We start from the raw sequence: 18,454 nt of genomic DNA on the forward strand, positions 1-18,454 counted from the left end.
TAGTGCTGCCACTCTAAACAAACATAAAGTTTAAAGTTATTTTAAGGCTAATGCAAAAAGGTTGAATTATTTATTAATTAAAATTTTACATACATATGTCTATTAAAACAACAAACCCCGCTACAAATAAGGTCGAAAAATCATTTGATGAAATGACCGATAAGCAAGTTGATAATGCTATTGAATTATCAAATAATACGTTTCAAGACTGGAAAAAGACAAGTTATAAAGAACGTGCTACACTACTACATAAAGTAGCTGAATTAATGCGTGCTAAGAAAACTGAACTAGCTAAATTGATTACGCTAGAAATGGGTAAAGTTATCGCGCAATCAGAAGGAGAAATTGATTTGAGTGCAAGTATATTAGATTACTATGCTGATAATGCCGAAAAATTCTTAGCAGATAAAGCATTAAGTCCTGAAGAAGGAAAAGCATTCGTAAGAAGTAGTCCTATAGGAGTATTATTTGGAGTAATGCCATGGAATTTTCCATTTTATCAGGTAGTAAGATTTGCAGCACCTAATATTATGGTAGGAAACACCATTTTATTGAAACATGCTTCGATAGTACCACAATGTGCGATTGCAATAGATGACTTATTTAAAGAAGCAGGGGCTCCAGAAGGATTGTACACTAACTTAATGATCTCTGGAAAAAGAAGTACAGCGCTTGTAGAAGACACAAGAATAAAAGGTGTTTCATTAACTGGTAGTGAAGGTGCTGGAGCAAGTATGGCCGAAGCTGCAGGTAAGAACTTGAAAAGATCAGTGTTAGAACTAGGTGGTAGTGATGCCTTCATTGTACTAGCAGATGCTGATATTGATAAAACAGTAGATTTGGCTATTTTTGGACGTATGAACAACAATGGTCAAAGCTGTGTTGCTTCAAAACGATTTATCGCAGTTGAAGAAGTGGCAGATGAATTTTTAGAAAAATTTACTGCTAAAATTAAAGCTTTAAAAGTGGGTGACCCTATGGATCCAACTACAGATGTAGGACCATTAAGCAGCCAAGAAGCGCTAGATAATATATTAGATCAAGTGAAACGATTTGAAGCTGCTGGAGCAAAAGTTGTTACAGGAGGAAAAAGAGCATTAGACCAAGGAGCATATATGCAACCTACGCTATTGACAAACTTAAACAGAGAAGAAGAAACATTCAAAGAAGAATTATTTGGACCAATTGCTTCATTTTACAAAGTCAAAAACGAACAAGAAGCGATTGATTTAGCTAACGATTCTCCGTTTGGTTTAGGAGGTTCTATTTATACTAAAGACATTGAGAAAGCGATTAAAATTGCTGACCAAATCGACTCAGGAATGGTGTTTATAAACTCACCTACTTGGACGCAAGCTGATCTACCATTTGGTGGAACAAAAAGATCAGGTTATGGTAGAGAATTGTCAGAACAAGGAATACAAGAATTTGTAAATAAAAAATTAATACGTGTAAGCTAGTTTGTAGGGTTACTAATTTGCATACTATTAATTACTAGAAAGAGCGGTGATTGTCTATTGACAGCTACCGCTCTTTTGCGTTTATAGAAGGGAGCAAATTCCATCTGTAAATACTGTAACTTTTGAAAACAATTGTGTAAATAGTTAGGCGTACTACTGCCCTATCTTTGTAATGTAATTACTGCAGTGATAACATAAAAACTTAAACAAACCAGAGATGAACTTAAAAAGAATATTCGGAGCCTTACTAACCCTTTTAGGAATAGCTGCTTTAATTTACACAGCAATAGCTTTTACTAATGGTTCTAGCGAAGGACAAGATATCAAAACAATTGTTGTTTACGGTATTTTAGGTTTGGTCTTTTTCAGTTCAGGAATTAGCTTAGTCAAAGCCACAAAGGATGAATCTTAAGATGCATCAGTAATCAAATAACCACAACCGTTGTGAATTGCTTTTTAATTTTCGAAAATAAAAAAGATTGAAGATTCGCAACTCAATATATTATAAAGATGAAATTAAGATCAATAGGAATAGTAGTAATAGTTATAGGAGCAATAATGGTGTTCTACACTGGATTTAACTTTGTAACTAAAAAGAAAGTTGTAGATATTGGTCCGATCGAAATCAACAAAGAGGAAAATCATCCTGTACAATGGTCCCCTATTGTAGGAGTGACACTGTTAGTAGGAGGCATCCTATTAGTAATCGCAGATAAAAGAAAATAAACGATAATAGCATAAATAATTATATAAAAAACAAATATTATGAAACCACATATTGGAATTACAGATAAAAAATTAGAAAGTAGCATTACATTATTATCAGCAGTATTAGCAGATGCAGTAACGCTATATACAAAAACAAGAAAATTTCACTGGAATGTTTCTGGAGAGAGTTTTATGGAAATTCACAAATTGTTTGAAAACCAATACAAACAATTAGAGGTGAACATTGACGAAATAGCAGAACGCATCAATAAACTGGGCGGAAAAACTATTGGAACAATGAAAGAATTCACAGATCTAACAAGATTAAAAGAATCTCCAGATGTGTATCCATCTCAAAAAGATATGATCAAAGAATTACTGGGAGATCATGAAACAGTAATCCAACAGTTAAGAAAAGATATTGATACTGCTGAAGAAGAAAATAACGATGTAGGTACTGCAGATTTCTTAACATCATTATTATTAGGACACGAAACAATCGCTTGGATCTTAAGAAGATACTTAAGCTAGGAAGAATAGTAGTTTGTTTAGAGTCTCATAGCCTCTAGATGATTATTATATAAATTGGTTTTTTGGTTTGAACAAGGGTTGTCTTTATATAAGGCAGCCCTTTTTCTATGGTTATTTATATGCAAATACCATAAGATATTCATGCTGAAACGTAAAGTACTTAAGTAATAAATTCAGAAATTTACAGTGCTATATAGTGTATCTAATAATGCTGTATAGAGAAGTTTAACCTTAACAATACCATTATGAGTTTTCAATTAAAACATACCTTTGAATTATTAAAAACTACTTTTAAGAGTTGGAACGATAAAGATCCATTTAGACAAAGTGCCGTAATCGCTTATTATGCCATCTTTAGCATTCCTGGTTTACTAGTTCTTATCATTACAGTTGCAGGATATTTTTATGGAACAAGCAACGTTAACGATAATATCATGGGGCAAATATCTGATACGATAGGTGCAGATGCTGCGCTGCAGGTAAGCAATATGCTAGAAAAATCGACTGCCGAAAAGTCTACTGTATGGGGAAGTATTATTGGTATTGCTGTTTTATTATTTGGTTCTACCGCTGTATTTGTCGAATTGCAAAAAACCTTCAACCAAATTTGGAAAGTAGAACTCAAAGTACAAAAAGAGGGGATTATGGCACTTGTAAAGGCAAGACTTTTTTCTTTTGGATTAATTGTAGCAATTGCTTTCCTACTAACGATATCATTGGTGATTTCGACATTAATATCATCAATGGGAACTTGGTTAAAAGTGTATACCCATGATTCTACAATCATTTTATACAACATCATCAACTTTGTGTTTTCTTTAGCCATCATATCAGTACTTTTTGGGTTGATGTTTAAAATACTACCGGATGCAAAAATCAAGTGGAAGCACGTATGGATGGGTGGTATTGTAACAGGATTATTATTCACAATAGGAAAAACATTATTAGCATACTACTTTAGCACGTCAGATCCAGGCTCAATTTATGGAGTAGCAGGATCATTAATCTTGATTTTACTGTGGGTATCTTATTCATCGATGATATTGTTCTTTGGAGCTGAATTTACAGCAACCTATGCTCGCAAATATTCTGGAGACATAGAACCTACAGCTATTGCAGTAGCATCAAAAGAAGATAGGTTGGCTACAATAGAAGACGTTTCAAAATAACCAACACCATACTATAATAGCATTTATATTCCCTTTTTTGAGGAGATTAATCCTAAAAATCTCATTAAAAACGTTCTTTGCTGTTTTCATAATATTAGTATAAATGTATGTTAATATTATAATCTAATCGTAAAGTATTGAAACAAAAAACAACTGCTTCTGCGCGACCTTTACATCGTGATACAAGTTAAATTATTAACTCAAAAACAGAACAAAGATGAACACAGAATCGGCTATAAAAGTATTAAACTCATTTATCATTATTAACAATGATAGAATCGAAAGATATAAAGTTGCAGCACAAGATATAGAAAACTATAGTTTAAAAAGTGCTTTCCAGAATTTTCAAAAAACGAGTCAAAAGTGCAACGCAGAATTAAGCAATGAGATCATCAAACTAGGTGGAACTCCATTAAGCACTGAAAGCAGCTTCAATACATTTGGAAAAATATGGTTGGCTATAAAGAATAACTTTATTTATAAAGACCTTAAAAAATTAATCACTAGTATCGAGTTTAGCGAGAATGAGGTAATGCAAAGGTATTACAACACCATTGATAGTAACCGTGAAGATTTAAGTGACAACCAGCAATTGATGTTGAGCGAACAATACTTTTCTATCAATACAGAGCACTACGAGATTAAATCACTTAAATCGTTACTATAGTCACTAGAGCTAGTCTTCTTTAAAAAGATTCGGTTTTAGTAGATTAGAAAATCCTACTTAATATTCATTTTAAATCACCATGCTTTGACTTCAGCTATAAAAAATTATTTTAACGATGTTGGTGACTTATCAGTATTCATCATCAGGTTTTTTAAGGAGTTATTTGTACCTCGATACGAATTCAAGGAATTTCTTAAACAGTGCTACAAAATAGGGTACAAATCGATCCCACTAGTAGCAATAACTGGATTTATAATGGGACTGGTACTAACCTTACAATCCCGCCCTACTCTAGTTAGTTTTGGAGCTGAATCTTGGTTACCAGGAATGGTTGCATTATCGCTAATAAGAGAAATTGCACCTGTAATTACCGCCCTTATTTGTGCTGGTAAAATAGCATCGGGTATTGGGGCTGAGCTGGGATCTATGAAAGTTACCGAACAAATTGACGCCATGGAAGTAGCGGCAATTAATCCCTTTAAATACCTAGTTGTAACCCGTGTACTCGCAACCACCTTAATGGTTCCTTTACTAGTGGTACTAGCTGACGTGATTGGTGTTTTTGGTGGTTATATGGGTGTAAACATACATGGAGATATGTCGCTATACTTGTACATAACTAAAGTATTTGACATACTAACTTTCTCTGATTTACTGCCGGCTACGGTTAAAACATTCTTCTTTGGTTTCTTCATAGGAATTATAGGTTGCTACAAAGGTTTTAATGCAAACAGTGGAACCGAGAGTGTGGGAGTCGCAGCTAACTCTGCAGTTGTAACCGCTTCTTTGAGTATTTTTTTAATAGACATGTTTGCGGTACAATTAACTGATTTATTATTTTAATATGGAAACAAATCAAACAGCTACTAGAACTCCGGTAATCGAAATAAACAATTTACACAAGACCTTTGGCGCAGATAATCATGTTTTAAAAGGGATTACGCTTAAATTAAATAAAGGTGAAGATCTCGTAGTATTAGGAAAATCAGGTACTGGAAAATCAATCACTATTAAATGTATTGTAGGATTGATTAAAGGAGATGAAGGAGAGATCAAAGTTTTAGGACAAGATATTATGAATCTTGACACAAAGGAGCTCAATAAAATTAGAGTTAAAGTAGGATTCTTGTTTCAAAGCGCTGCACTTTACGATTCGATGTCAGTGAGAGAAAATCTAGACTTTACATTACGCCGCCATAACACGGCTATTTCTAGCGAAGAGATCACCTCAGAAATTGAAGACGTTCTAGAAAGTGTGGGATTAGCAGAAGCAATAGATAAAATGCCTTCGGAGTTATCTGGTGGAATGAGAAAAAGAATTGGTTTAGCCAGAACGTTAATCTTGAAACCGGAAATCATATTGTATGACGAACCCACAACTGGATTAGATACGGTGACTTCTAAGGAGATTAGTCAGTTGATTTTGAGTATTCAAAAGAAACGCAAAACATCTTCGATAATTATTACGCACGATATGGCTTGCGCCAAAATGACTGCTGACCGAATCATCATACTCAAAGAAGGTGTTGTTTATACTGAAGGAACTTACGAAGAATTAGAAAAAAGTGAAGATGAATGGATTCGTTCATTTTTTATATAAAACATATTAAATAAAGTAATCATGAATACCCAATCAAACAATACCTGGAAGTTAGGCGCATTTGTAGTAGGAGCACTACTTGTTTTTGCAGCAACTATTTTCTTTATTGGAAAACAGCAAAACCTTTTTGGAGATAGCATTAGAATACAAGCCAATTTTAAAAATGTTAGCGGATTGATAGTAGGAAATAATGTTAGATTTTCTGGTATAACTGTTGGAACTGTTGATGAAGTGCAATTAGTTTCAGATTCAACTGTTGTGGTAGTAATGTCAATTAAAAAAGAAGTGCAAAAATTTATTAAAACAGATGCTAAGGCGAGCATAGGATCTGATGGGTTAATGGGTGATAAAGTATTGACTATTTCTCCAGGAACACATTCGAATAAAATGATAGCCGAAAATGGAAGAATAGGTTCTGTTGCAGCTGTAGAGATGGACGAAATCATGCAAAGTGCAAAAACTACTATGGAAAATGCTAGTGTAATAACTGATGAATTAGCGCAGTTTAGCTACGATATGAATAACGGTAAAGGAGCACTGTCTAAATTATTGACTGATGAATCCTTTGCCAATAGCTTAGACAAAACCATGGATAACTTACAAGAAGGAACTAAAGGACTTAGCGAGAACATGGAGGCTGCCAAACACAATTTCCTTTTAAGAGGGTATTTTAAAAAGAAAGAAAAGGCAAAAGAGAAGAAGAAAGAAGAGGCAGAAAAAGCTAGAGGAGAAGCTGCTAAAGAGCAAGCTAAAAAAGATAAAAAATAAAGAGCACCAAATTATACAAAAGCCTCTTGCCGTAATGGTGAGAGGCTTTTTTGCGTAAGGACTCTTTCATAAAGTGTATTAGCATTTACTTAAACTTCATCTTTATGTATAACATGTAAATACCGCAACTTATGATGGTATTACTGTAACACAATAAACGTTAAAGCTGCTGATATTTGTAATAACAAAACGATTACAAATTTAGAGTACCAATTATGAAAAAATCAATCTACACACTAGCCACTGCCCTATTAATTGGGACAACTTTGATTTCGTGTAAAGAAAACACCGAAAATAAAGGCGACGATGTTGAAGTAATTACTAATGATGATGGTAATTCTTTAATGGTCAAAAATGCAACTCAAAATAAAGAATGGGAAGCATTTAAAGTTAGCACAGATAGCATTATCAATGAAAACGACATGCGTATTGCTGAGCTTAAAGTAAAAATGAAGAATACTGGTAAAGCAATGGATTCTACTTATGAAAATAAGATTGCTCAGTTGCAAGAACGCAATGCAGCAATGAAAGTGAAAATTCAGAATTATAAAGACGACAATAGTCAGAACTGGGATTCTTTCAAAACAGAATTCAATCATGACATGAGCCAATTAGGGAATGCTCTAGAAGATTTGACTGTTGACAATGAAAAATAGGAATTTCAGGATGTATGTATTTGACTTCACTATTGAAAAAGACTTCTTATTAGTAGTTTTTTATTCGAAAATGTAAATCCCATAACTTTTGAATAAAGTTGTATAACACAAGCCTTCACAAAGATCACGACCTTTGAAATATCAAAAACAAACAAAAACAAACAAATTTAACAAAATGAAAAAATCAAGAAAAATAGCTATGGCTAGCTTCGCATTAAGCTGCATCGCATTCACTAATGTTCAAGCACAAGACGGAATAAAAAAACAACCTACTTTTGGAATTAAAGGGGGGATGAATTTTTCAACTCTTTTTAGCGATAACGACGCAAATGAGGAAAATATGTTAACTGGATTTAATGCTGGTTTATTTGCAAAATTCCCTATTTCTGAACGTGTGGCTATTCAACCAGAGGTATACTACACGACTAAAGGATCAAAATTAACTTATGACGGTTTAGTAGATGGTGAATCTAAGTTTAAATTAAACTATATCGAAGTACCTGTACTTGCAGTAATCAACATAACTGATCATTTCAATGTACACGCTGGACCTTATGCAGCCTATATGGTAAGCGGAAAAGTAAGTAATGATTCTAACATAGGATCTTCTAGCTTTGATTTAGACACAAACGACTTTAAAAGATTTGAAGCAGGAATTGCTGCAGGTGTTGGAGTTGACTTAGAAGTATTGAGCTTTGGTGTTCGTTACAACTACGGATTGACAAAAGTAGGAAAAGAGAGATCATTTGGTGGTACTACTGTAACGCTTCCAGATGCGAAGAATGGTACTATTAATGCTTATGTTGGATTTGCATTAAACTAAATCAAACCATACAACAACTAACTGATACAGTAATAAATAAAACACAGAAATTATGAGTAACTTACTATATACATTAGCAGTAATCTTAATCATTTTTTGGGCAATTGGATTCTTTGCGTACAGTGCAGGAGCAATTATTCACATACTATTAGTGATTGCAATTATAGCAATTCTATTACGATTAATACAAGGAAGAAGTCTGTAAACAGGCAATAACGAATAAAAACAAGTAACAATTAAATAACAATATTATGAAAACAGATAAAGTATTATTAGGAGTTTTAGGTGGATTAGCTGCAGGAGCAATTTTAGGTATTCTATATGCACCAGAAAAAGGAAACAAAACAAGAGGTAAAATCAAAGACAAAAGCGTTGATTATGCTGACAACCTTAAAGAGAAATTTGATACAGCCTTAGACACTATTTCTAAAAAGTTTGATGATTTAAAGTCAGAAACTAAAACAGCTTATGCTGAAGGAAAAGAAAAAGTTAAAGATGCAGCTAAAGAAGTTGAAAACGAAACAGAGCGTTACAAAGCGCAAGTATAATTTGCATAAAAAATTGAATTATGAGTAACAAGGCAACATCAATAGAAGTTCTGTTAGAGAATGCACAGGACTATGTAAAAACAACTTTAAAGCTTACTAAGCTTAATGCTATTGCACAATCCTCAGATGTTATATCGTCTGTAATTTCAAAAATAGTAATTTCTATTGCTGCTGCAATGTTCATTTTGCTTTTGAGTTTTGGCCTTGCCTTCTTTATTGGAGATGCAATGGGTAGTGTTTATTGGGGATTTTTTATTGTAGCGGCATTTTATTTACTGCTTGCAATATTAATTTATTCATTCAAAGATCAGTGGATTAAAGTTCCTATGAGTAACAAGATTATTACAAAACTTTTAAAAAATATTGACTAATGAAAGAATTAAATCCTACCGCTAGTCTAGACAGACAAATTATAGCGCTAAAAGAGCAGCAAAGAGAACAAAAATTAGCGTTAAACCAACAAGTGAAAATTGTTTATGAAAGCGTTAAGCCTTCTAATTTGATTAATACTGCAGTCAATGAGATAGTTAAAACACCTAATTTGAGAAACAATATGTTGAACAATTTAGTTGGTTTATCTACCGGTTACCTTTCTAAGAAACTTATGGTAGCTGGTTCTACAAATCCTCTTAAAAAGATATTAGGAACCGTAGCACAATTTCTAATTACAAATGTCGTTTCTAAACACTCAGATGGTATTGTTGAAAAATTAGGTCATATGATGAAAGACTTGCCTAAGAGATAAACAATATTCTTATAAAAAAGTATGCGAAAATTACATTTAACGGTATTAATAGCTGGGGTTTTATTATCTAGCTGTAACCAAAAGGATAGTACAACTAAGTCCACAACAAGTAATGCTGTAACTGAAACTGTACAAGATCTAAGCGAACAAGAAACGCAAGTTGACTCCTCAGATAAAATTGAAGGAGCTCAAAGCGACAGTATTAAAAGCCTAATCGCAATTTTTAAGACTGGGAATAGTGACAAAATAGCAAGTAAAATTAATTTTCCGCTTAAAAGACAATATCCCATACCTAGTATTAAGAACAAAGAAGAATTTAAAAAGCGTTTCAATCAAGTTTTTGATAAAACATTACTTAACAAAATAGCAAATTCTACAATTGATCAATGGTCAGAAGTTGGCTGGAGAGGAACTATGTTAGATAACGGTATTGTATGGATGGCAAATTCTGATGGAATGATTAGCAGCATTACCTACCAAAGTGATATTGAGAAGGAGTTAATGCAAAATTTAATAGCTAAGGATAAACAAATTTTACACGCTTCATTGCTTAAATTTGAACGTCCTACTTATAAAATAGAGACTCCTAAATATCATATTAGAATCGACGAATTAGCTGATTCTAAATATCGATACGCTTCCTGGAAAAAGGGAGAGAAAGAAAATGCAGAACCCAGTCTAATTCTAGACAACGGTGTACTAGTCTTTGATGGAAGTGGAGGAAATCACGTGATTACTTTTACTAATAAAGAGTACACCTACAAAGTATATAGAAATATAATAGGAGAAAAAAACACTCCTGATATTACGCTCGAAATTGAAAAAGACGGAAAGAATATAGCTAAAGAAAACGGACAGTTAATTAAGGAATAAGTAAAGCGGCCATCAACTATAATTGAAACCCTGCAGTAGTTTATTTCTTTGCCATTGTTCCATCACTTCTTTTTAAATTTAGACATAATATTTAATCATATAGCAACAGCTCGTTGAAATAGTTAGAAATAACTGTTTTAACGAGCTGTTGATTTTTTATATCAGTGAAGCTTTGTTATTGAATTCACACTATCTAGCTTATCGTATGTATCTAGAATGATGTCTAATAAAGAGCGATACTATGGATGTTAATTTATTAGCTGCGTTGCTTAGAAAATTTATTCGATCGAAAAAAAAACAGCCAACTTAGTCGTTGATAATGATGGTGGCAGCAGTAATCCCACTGATTAGCAAATTTAAAATTAGTGATTGGCTTTTCTAACGTAAATTTAGAACAGGAGGTAAAAAAAAAAGAAAGCCAAAAGTACGGCAGCTGAATTATTACTAAGCACGAGATAACGCATGCATTTAAACAATGTACAACAAACAGAGATAAGCATCTGAATTTTGCCATTGACCTAATCACAAAGAAATAGCAAATAAAATTATTAAGCTGTTCATTGTAACTACTAAAGAATAAATGCAAACTATAGTATTGGCTACTCACTTTTACATTACGCCTGATTCAAATCGAGAAATCACCATTTTTAGATTTTTTTGAGAATTAAAACTTTATGAGAATTTTGTAGGATCGCTGTATTAAAAAGAGATACATTTAACCATATACTTTATGCCATGAATGAAAATCAAAAAACACTTCATAAATTTTACGCTGCCTTTGCTACAAGTAATTACGCCGACATGATTTCTTGCTACCATCCCGATGTAGTATTTACAGACCCTATATTTCATACTCTTAAAGCTGCTGATGCTTTCAAGATGTGGGAAATGCTGTTAGAAAGAGGTCGAGGTAAAAATGTAATCGAATATTCTAATATCACAGCAAACGATAAAGAAGGTACTGCAAATTGGGTTGCAACCTACTTATTTACCGCAACTAATCGTAGAGTTGTAAATAAAGTAAAAGCCAAGTTTCTTTTTAAGGATGGACTCATTATTGCACATAATGATGTATTTGATCTGTACAAATGGTCGCAACAAGCTTTTGGATTTAAAGGGTACTTGATGGGTTGGACAGCATTTATGAAACAAAAAATACATCAAAATGCAGTAACCTCTCTAGACAATTACTCAAAAAAGAAGGTATAAAAAGACAATTTTTAAGTAAACACAGCTTAGTGGATTATGACTTCATCCCTAGTAATAGACTTGAAAATGATTTTATGAAGATAAATTCTATCGATGGATTATTTGTAAAATTTTTTCAATCGCTATAAATTCGAAGGATAACAACTTAGTGATTAGACAGATATAAAAAAACTGTAGTTAACATGCACTTATTTGTAAAAACAACTAATGGTTAAACCTGAGAAGTATTTTGTGTTTGTGTAGCATAATTGTTATCTTGCAATGCTAAAAAAATGTTAAAATAACAGAAAACAGAGTTTTAAAATGAAAGAAGTTGTGCACAAGAAATTGAACGAATTACAAGCAACAGCAATTTGCGGTAATGATATTAGTTCTTCCTGCTTATATGTTTCGGCCTTAACAATAATGTATGCAGGACAATATGCCTGGATCTCCTTGTTATTTGTAGCTGTAGTTTTATTCTTATTCAGGAAAATTTATGGTGAAGTTGTAGGTGCGTTACCTCTTAATGGTGGAGCTTACAATGTATTACTTAACACGTCATCAAAGCGATTAGCTTCTATCGCAGCAACATTAACTGTGCTATCTTACATGGCAACAGCTGTAATTTCGGCTTCAGAGGGAGTGCATTACTTGAGTAATATTATTCCTCAAATACATCACTCGTTCAGCTTGTTTTATATTGACATTAGCTTTATCACTATTGCCACTGTCATTATCTTACTAATTTTCACCACACTAGCTATTATAGGTATCGGTGAATCAGCTATTGTAGCGGTAGTAATCTTTATTACTCACTTATCTACCTTAACATTGCTAGTTTTAGCTTCTGTATGGTTTATTTTCATGAATGGATTTGATGTGTTCAGTATGAACTGGAGCTTACCTATCACCTCTGGAACAATTGTAAATGCTTTGTTTTTAGGTTTTTCTGCAGCGATGTTAGGAATTTCTGGTTTCGAAAGTTCAGCTAACTTTGTAGAGGAGCAAGAAATAGGTGTTTTCCCAAAAACATTACGTAATATGTGGGCGATTGTTAGTTTTTTCAATCCTGTAATTGCCTTATTATTGATTTGTATTATTCCTCTAGCACAAGTAGGTGAACACCAAGAATCATTGCTTGCCTTCCTAGGACAAACAACTGGTGGATCATGGCTAGCGTACTTAATTTCGATTGATGCTGTACTTGTTCTTTGTGGTGCTGTACTTACATCATTTGTTGGAGTATCTGGATTATTGAACCGTATGACTTTAGATAGAATTTTGCCTAATTACTTCTTAAAACAAAATAAGAGAGGTTCAAATTATAGAATCATTATTAGTTTTTTAGTTTTATGTGTATCGGTATTATTTGTTACTAAAGGAGATATTATCGCCCTTGCAGGAGTTTATACCTTTTCATTTCTTGCCGTTATGGGATTATTCGGAATTGGGAATTTACTTTTGAAGTTTAAAAGAAAAAAATTACCAAGACCAGAAAAAGCACGAGGAATATCTGTTATTATTGCTGTCGCATTAATTGTAACCGCTTTTATTGGTAACATGAAATTGAACTTGACTTCATTCTATACCTTTTTACAGTACTTAGTACCTGCATTTGGTTTTGTCGCCATCATGCTAAACCGTTCGCTACTAATTAGATTATTAATCGAAGCTTTAGAATATTTCTATACACCTTTACGTAAAATCGTTATTTTTAGTAACCGCTATTTATTAAAAATGAACCTCAAAATCAACTCACAAGAGTTTGTGTTTTTCACAAAAGGAGATGATGTTGCCATTATCAACAAGGTAATGCAGTACGTTCAAAACAACGAGACTACTAAAAAATTAAAAATCGTTAACATCAACAAAGATCATATCGATAACCAATTATTGATTATCGATTTAAAAGTACTTGACCGTGCGTATCCAGAAATTGATATTGAATTTATCGAATTAGAAGGAGAATTTGGTCCCGATATCATTGATGAATTATCAAATAAATGGAATATCCCTAAAAACTTTATGTTCATAGGGTCACCAGGAGATCGATTCTCTTACCGTGTATCTGAACTAGGTGGTGTGCGTTTAATTATGTAACTAACTACCTTAAAAGAGTTCAATAATGTTTAGCTTTAGTATTCTGATAATTACAACAGGTACTAAAGCTTTACTTTTTTAACGAAGCTTTCTTATCAGTCATAAAAATATAGTATTCGAATAAAAATCAATCTCTTACCTATAATTTACGGTACCTAATTAACTTCAACTTATGGAAGAACAAATACAAAGCTATCTATACAATCCTACAGTAGGTAAGATTGTAACTTTTCTAATTGGAGTCGCTGTTATATGGGTCTTAATCAACCTGCTACAAAAGCGTTTGTTTAGTAAGATCAAAAGCAACGACAACAGATACAAAGCCAAGAAAATAAGCAGTTTCATAGGGTATTTGCTTACTATTGTTTATTTAACCATTGTTTTCAGTGACAAGCTAGGAGGCTTTACAGTTGCCCTAGGAGTTGCTGGAGCAGGAATCGCCTTTGCACTACAAGAAGTAATCGCGTCATTTGCAGGCTGGTTAGCAATCATGTTTGGAGGATTTTACAATACAGGAGACCGCGTGCAACTAGGCGGAATCAAAGGGGATGTAATGGACATAGGTGTGTTGCGCACAACCATTATGGAGACAGGACAATGGGTAGACGGTGATTTATACAACGGCCGCATTGTGCTTATTGCAAACAGCTACGTCTTTAAAGAACCTGTTTTTAATTACTCTGGTGATTTTCCTTTTTTATGGGACGAAATCAAAATTCCTGTTCAGTATGGGAGTAATTATGATAAAGCAGAAGAAATCATTATGAATGCAGGAAACTCCATCGCCGAAGAACTTTCTGAAACCTCAAAACAGCAATGGCATAGTTTACAGAATAAATACCGCTTAGAGGAAGCACAAACAGAACCAATGATATCGCTTGTTGCTAATGACAACTGGGCAGAATACACCTTGCGTTACGTTGTAGGCTACAAAAAACGTCGGGCAACTAAGACGATTTTGTTTAAAAAAATTATGAAAGATATCGAAGCCACAAAAGGTCAAGTAAGTATGGCTTCTGCTACCTTTCAGCTTGTTCAAGCACCAGATTTTAACATTAATATTAAAAAATAATTCATGGATTTCTTTCACCTATTTTCGATTCTAATCGTGCTATCAGCGGGATTTGCTTACATCAACTTTCGCTTTTTAAAATTACCAAACGCTATCGGACTCATGTTTGTATCACTACTTTTCTCTCTTTTAGTGCTAGTATTAGGGCATTTTTTTCCAGAGTTTAAAGAAAGTATCGCAGCGCAAATGGAAAGCATTAATTTTAGCGAGCTATTGCTAGAAGGAATGCTAAGTTTCATGTTGTTTGCGGGTGCAATTCATATCAAATTCAAGGATTTGAACAACGAGAAGCTAAGTATTTTACTTTTTTCCACGATTAGTGTACTGATTAGTACTTTTGTTATTGGGTTTGCTAGTTTCTACTTACTAAATTTCATGGGCATAAAAGTAGAGCTAATTCATGCAATGCTTTTTGGAGCACTGATCTCCCCTACTGACCCAATCGCTGTTTTAAGCATCTTAAAAACAGCTGGTGTAACCAAATCACTAGAAACTAAAATCGCTGGAGAATCGCTGTTTAACGATGGTGTAGCGGTAGTTGTATTTATAACTATACTTAAACTCGCAAAACCAGGAACCGACTTTGACATGCAAAAAATTGCAATGCTTTTTGGTCAAGAAGCTATCGGTGGTATCGTGCTAGGATTAGTAATAGGATACATTGGTTTCAAGTTAATAGCAAGTATTAACAATTATCAAGTAGAAGTTTTGATTACACTAGCAGTTGTTATGGGCGGTTACACCTTTGCACATTACACGCACGTTTCTGGACCATTAGCAATGGTAGTTGCTGGACTTATCACAGGAAACCAAGGGAAACAATTAGGAATGTCTGATGTTACAGCAGAGTACATTGATAAATTTTGGGAATTAATTGACGAAATCCTTAATGCGGTACTATTTGTACTAATTGGTTTAGAATTACTAATTATCCAAACAAGTCAAAAGGTACTTTTTGCTGCAGTAATATTGCTATTTATCACCTTAATTACAAGGTATATATCTGTTTACATTCCCTCAATCGCTGTTAGACTGAAGGAGCGAATTACTCAAAAAACCATACTGATCCTTACTTGGGGTGGTTTGAGAGGTGGAATTTCGATTGCACTAGCTCTTTCTATCGCACCAGAATATAATAAAGATGTTTGGGTAACAATCACCTATGTTATTGTTTGCTTCTCAATTTTAGTACAAGGGATGACCATTGGTAAGTTTGCTAAAAAAATGCAATCAAAATAAAGCCATTTCATTTTCAAAAATTATTTAAGACCATTTTTTTCTAAAATGGTCTTTTTTTATGCGATAAAGTGTCAGGAAAATGCCGTTACAGCGACTATACCATTAAACAGACTAATTATGAGAAAAACTATACTATTATTATGCATTGCACTTTCAGCACAATTTATTCAAGCTCAGAGTCCGTGGACTAAAGAAAAAGGTAAAGCTTACGTTCAAGTAGGTGTATCTGGGTTATTTTATGATAAAGCACAAATTGATGGAAAAAATACTACTCTTGACAATGATTACAGCGATATTACAACGCAAATTTATAGTGAATATGGCATCACAAACAAGCTAGAAGCTTTGTTAATCGTTCCTATTAAATTTGCCAGTTTTGAATCTAAAACTACTAGCGCTACGGAGTCTTTAACAGGCCTAGGAAATATCAACTTAGGACTTAAATACAAGCTGCATGATAAGAAATGGAAAATTGCAACAGGATTGCAGCTACAAGCTAATAGCTCTAATAGAGATAGCAATACAGGTTTAAGTACCGATTTTAATGCTAGTACGCTATTACCCTACCTATCAGTGGGAAGTAGTTCAAGCAAATGGTATTACTTTGGAAACATAGGCTATGGATATATGACTAACTCCTATTCAGATTATTTCAAATTAGCTGCAGAAGTAGGTTACAATATCATCCCTCTAGGACACTTAATTCTTGCCCTAGATACTAAAAATCCTATTGCAAAAGAAAAAGCTTTTGAAAATAACGCTTCGCAATGGCCATCGTATTTAGATCGTCAAACCTATAATGCGTTTGGATTAAAATTCAATTACGAGTTTAGTCCTGATAAATACGGTGCAAATATATCTACTTACGGCGCTTTTGGTAATGATAATGCGCCGCTATCTCCTTCAATAAATTTTGCAGTCTACGCCAAATTGTAAGTTCGAAAACAAAAATAAAAGCACCACCCATCCCATAAATTATTAGTTAAAAAAAATCGTTAAAAATACTCTAGATTTCATTAAAGTCGAAGTGCCAAGAAACTTCATTTTGATACCATAACTGCCCTTGAGAAACCGTTAACGGACAGTCAAAATTGTTAGTATAAAGCGCTCCAGTTCCCAATCCTTGAGGCATACTATTTTGCTTTAAAAATGTCCATTGCGCTATTGCATTTAGACCTATATTACTCTCTAAAGCAGAAGTAATCCACCAACCAATTCCGTGCTTTTCAGCTAATGAAATCCACTCATTTGCACCCTTAAAACCACCCACAAAACTTGGTTTCAAAATGATGTATTGTGGCTTGATTTTAAGCAGTAAAGCTTCTTTATCTCCGTAATGAAACACACCTATCAACTCTTCATCTAATGCAATAGGCAAAGGGGTTAAGCTACACAGCTCTGCCATACTGTCAGTTTGATTTTTTTGAATAGGCTGTTCAATACTATGTAATTTAAAACCAGATAGTTGCTTTAACTTAACTAAAGCGTTATTTGAATCAAAAGCTCCGTTAGCATCTACTCTTATTTCGATTTCTTCGGGAGAAAAATTATCCCTAATAAATTGCAAAAGAGCTATTTCTTTATCAAAATCAATGGCCCCTATTTTCAGTTTTATGCAATGAAATCCTTCTGCTAATTTATCTTGAATTTGCTCCTTCATATAAGTTGGTTCACCCATCCAAACTAAGCCGTTTATAGCAATGGATTTCTCATTACTTGTAAAGGCCGAAGGAAAGAGTAAAAAGGGAGTAGCACTTGCTAGCGATAGGAACGCCATTTCGACACCAAATTGTATTGAAGGGAATTCGATTAAAGCATCCCAAAGTTGGTTTTCACCCAGATGAATATTCTCGCACGTCCATTGCAATTTGGCTTCATAATCATCTCGATCATCAACACTCAAGCCACGTAAAATTCCGCACTCTCCTATTCCTTTTTTACCATCTTTTTCAAGTACAACAAACCAAGTTTCTTTGTGTGTCAAAACACCTCGAGACGTTCCAGAAGGACGCTTGAAATCTAGAATATATTTATGATACGTTGCTTTCATTTTAAAGTGTTTTTAATTTATTTAATCAACCAAATCTAAGGCTATTGATTAAATTTATTTTTATTGCATTCTAATCAATCTCAACTTCACTCTGCTTTGTCAGCGGATAGCTTTTTTAAGCACCAAGCAATTTAATCACGCTCGAGAACGCGATTTAGCAGTTGCTAAATAAATACAGTAATTGCTGCAATTAAACTACTCCAGTTATATTTCGAAATTAAACCACCCTAGAAGCAAGTCCGTGAGCTTTAGTT

The 18,454-nt window shown here is 33.6% G+C and carries 22 protein-coding genes; 21 read left to right on the forward strand and 1 reads right to left on the reverse strand.

The features are described 5' to 3' along the window. Positions 1–95: 95 nt before the first annotated feature. From HNQ00_RS11100 to HNQ00_RS11200, 21 genes are all read left to right on the forward strand, one after another. Positions 96–1,460: an NAD-dependent succinate-semialdehyde dehydrogenase gene (locus tag HNQ00_RS11100; RefSeq protein WP_173838576.1), complete on the forward strand. Its 1,365-nt coding sequence runs from the start codon at positions 96–98 to the stop codon at positions 1,458–1,460. 217 nt (positions 1,461–1,677) lie between these two features. Then, on the forward strand, positions 1,678–1,872 hold the full coding sequence (locus HNQ00_RS11105; RefSeq protein ID WP_173838577.1) for a hypothetical protein: 195 nt from the start codon (positions 1,678–1,680) through the stop codon (positions 1,870–1,872). 98 nt (positions 1,873–1,970) lie between these two features. Then, complete coding sequence (locus HNQ00_RS11110; protein ID WP_173838578.1) at positions 1,971–2,186, forward strand: hypothetical protein; 216 nt, start codon at positions 1,971–1,973, stop codon at positions 2,184–2,186. 39 nt (positions 2,187–2,225) lie between these two features. Continuing rightward, positions 2,226–2,699, forward strand: a complete 474-nt coding sequence (locus tag HNQ00_RS11115) for a Dps family protein (RefSeq protein WP_173838579.1) — start codon at positions 2,226–2,228, stop codon at positions 2,697–2,699. A gap of 245 nt (positions 2,700–2,944) precedes the next feature. Continuing rightward, positions 2,945–3,868, forward strand: coding sequence for a YihY/virulence factor BrkB family protein (locus HNQ00_RS11120; RefSeq protein WP_173838580.1), 924 nt, complete (start codon positions 2,945–2,947; stop codon positions 3,866–3,868). A 217-nt stretch (positions 3,869–4,085) separates the two neighbouring features. Then, complete coding sequence (locus HNQ00_RS11125; protein ID WP_173838581.1) at positions 4,086–4,535, forward strand: PA2169 family four-helix-bundle protein; 450 nt, start codon at positions 4,086–4,088, stop codon at positions 4,533–4,535. An 84-nt stretch (positions 4,536–4,619) separates the two neighbouring features. Continuing rightward, positions 4,620–5,378 (forward strand): MlaE family ABC transporter permease, encoded by a 759-nt coding sequence (locus HNQ00_RS11130; protein WP_173838582.1) that lies wholly within the window; start codon positions 4,620–4,622, stop codon positions 5,376–5,378. Position 5,379: 1 nt separating this feature from the next. Continuing rightward, complete coding sequence (locus HNQ00_RS11135; RefSeq protein WP_173838583.1) at positions 5,380–6,135, forward strand: ABC transporter ATP-binding protein; 756 nt, start codon at positions 5,380–5,382, stop codon at positions 6,133–6,135. A 21-nt stretch (positions 6,136–6,156) separates the two neighbouring features. After that, complete coding sequence (locus tag HNQ00_RS11140) at positions 6,157–6,903, forward strand: MlaD family protein (protein ID WP_173838584.1); 747 nt, start codon at positions 6,157–6,159, stop codon at positions 6,901–6,903. 215 nt (positions 6,904–7,118) lie between these two features. Then, positions 7,119–7,559, forward strand: coding sequence for a sll1863 family stress response protein (locus HNQ00_RS11145; RefSeq protein WP_173838585.1), 441 nt, complete (start codon positions 7,119–7,121; stop codon positions 7,557–7,559). 175 nt (positions 7,560–7,734) lie between these two features. Then, entirely contained in the window at positions 7,735–8,382 is a 648-nt protein-coding gene (locus HNQ00_RS11150) for a porin family protein (protein ID WP_254598499.1), read from the forward strand. Positions 8,383–8,434: 52 nt separating this feature from the next. Next, positions 8,435–8,587 (forward strand): lmo0937 family membrane protein, encoded by a 153-nt coding sequence (locus HNQ00_RS11155; RefSeq protein ID WP_157510395.1) that lies wholly within the window; start codon positions 8,435–8,437, stop codon positions 8,585–8,587. A gap of 46 nt (positions 8,588–8,633) precedes the next feature. After that, positions 8,634–8,930 carry a YtxH domain-containing protein gene (locus HNQ00_RS11160; RefSeq protein WP_173838586.1) on the forward strand — a complete coding sequence of 99 codons (297 nt, stop codon included), beginning with the start codon at positions 8,634–8,636 and terminating at the stop codon, positions 8,928–8,930. Between the two features lie 20 nt (positions 8,931–8,950). Then, entirely contained in the window at positions 8,951–9,301 is a 351-nt protein-coding gene (locus HNQ00_RS11165) for a phage holin family protein (RefSeq protein WP_173838587.1), read from the forward strand. Continuing rightward, positions 9,301–9,675, forward strand: coding sequence for a hypothetical protein (locus tag HNQ00_RS11170; RefSeq protein WP_173838588.1), 375 nt, complete (start codon positions 9,301–9,303; stop codon positions 9,673–9,675). Before HNQ00_RS11165 ends, HNQ00_RS11170 begins: the two co-directional genes overlap by 1 nt. Before the next feature lie 21 nt (positions 9,676–9,696). Continuing rightward, positions 9,697–10,548: a hypothetical protein gene (locus tag HNQ00_RS11175; protein ID WP_217425269.1), complete on the forward strand. Its 852-nt coding sequence runs from the start codon at positions 9,697–9,699 to the stop codon at positions 10,546–10,548. Positions 10,549–11,283: 735 nt separating this feature from the next. Next, a complete protein-coding gene (locus HNQ00_RS11180) occupies positions 11,284–11,757 on the forward strand; it encodes a nuclear transport factor 2 family protein (RefSeq protein WP_173838589.1) in 474 nt (157 codons plus the stop codon). 303 nt (positions 11,758–12,060) lie between these two features. Then, on the forward strand, positions 12,061–13,839 hold the full coding sequence (locus HNQ00_RS11185; RefSeq protein WP_173838590.1) for an APC family permease: 1,779 nt from the start codon (positions 12,061–12,063) through the stop codon (positions 13,837–13,839). Between the two features lie 172 nt (positions 13,840–14,011). Further along, a complete protein-coding gene (locus tag HNQ00_RS11190) occupies positions 14,012–14,911 on the forward strand; it encodes a mechanosensitive ion channel family protein (RefSeq protein WP_173838591.1) in 900 nt (299 codons plus the stop codon). Between the two features lie 3 nt (positions 14,912–14,914). After that, entirely contained in the window at positions 14,915–16,150 is a 1,236-nt protein-coding gene (locus HNQ00_RS11195) for a cation:proton antiporter (protein WP_173838592.1), read from the forward strand. 117 nt (positions 16,151–16,267) lie between these two features. Continuing rightward, a complete protein-coding gene (locus tag HNQ00_RS11200; RefSeq protein ID WP_173838593.1) occupies positions 16,268–17,086 on the forward strand; it encodes a transporter in 819 nt (272 codons plus the stop codon). Positions 17,087–17,156: 70 nt separating this feature from the next. On the opposite strand, the gene menC is transcribed toward HNQ00_RS11200, so the two are convergent. Beyond that, the gene (gene menC, locus HNQ00_RS11205; RefSeq protein WP_173838594.1) at positions 17,157–18,200 is read right to left on the reverse strand and encodes an o-succinylbenzoate synthase; all 1,044 of its coding nucleotides are present in this window, start codon (positions 18,198–18,200) and stop codon (positions 17,157–17,159) included. Between the last annotated feature and the right edge of the window lie 254 nt (positions 18,201–18,454).

It is taken from the genome of Flavobacterium aeripolare (genome assembly GCF_013294025.1).
In the GTDB taxonomy this organism is placed as follows: Bacteria; Bacteroidota; Bacteroidia; order Flavobacteriales; family Flavobacteriaceae; genus Flavobacterium.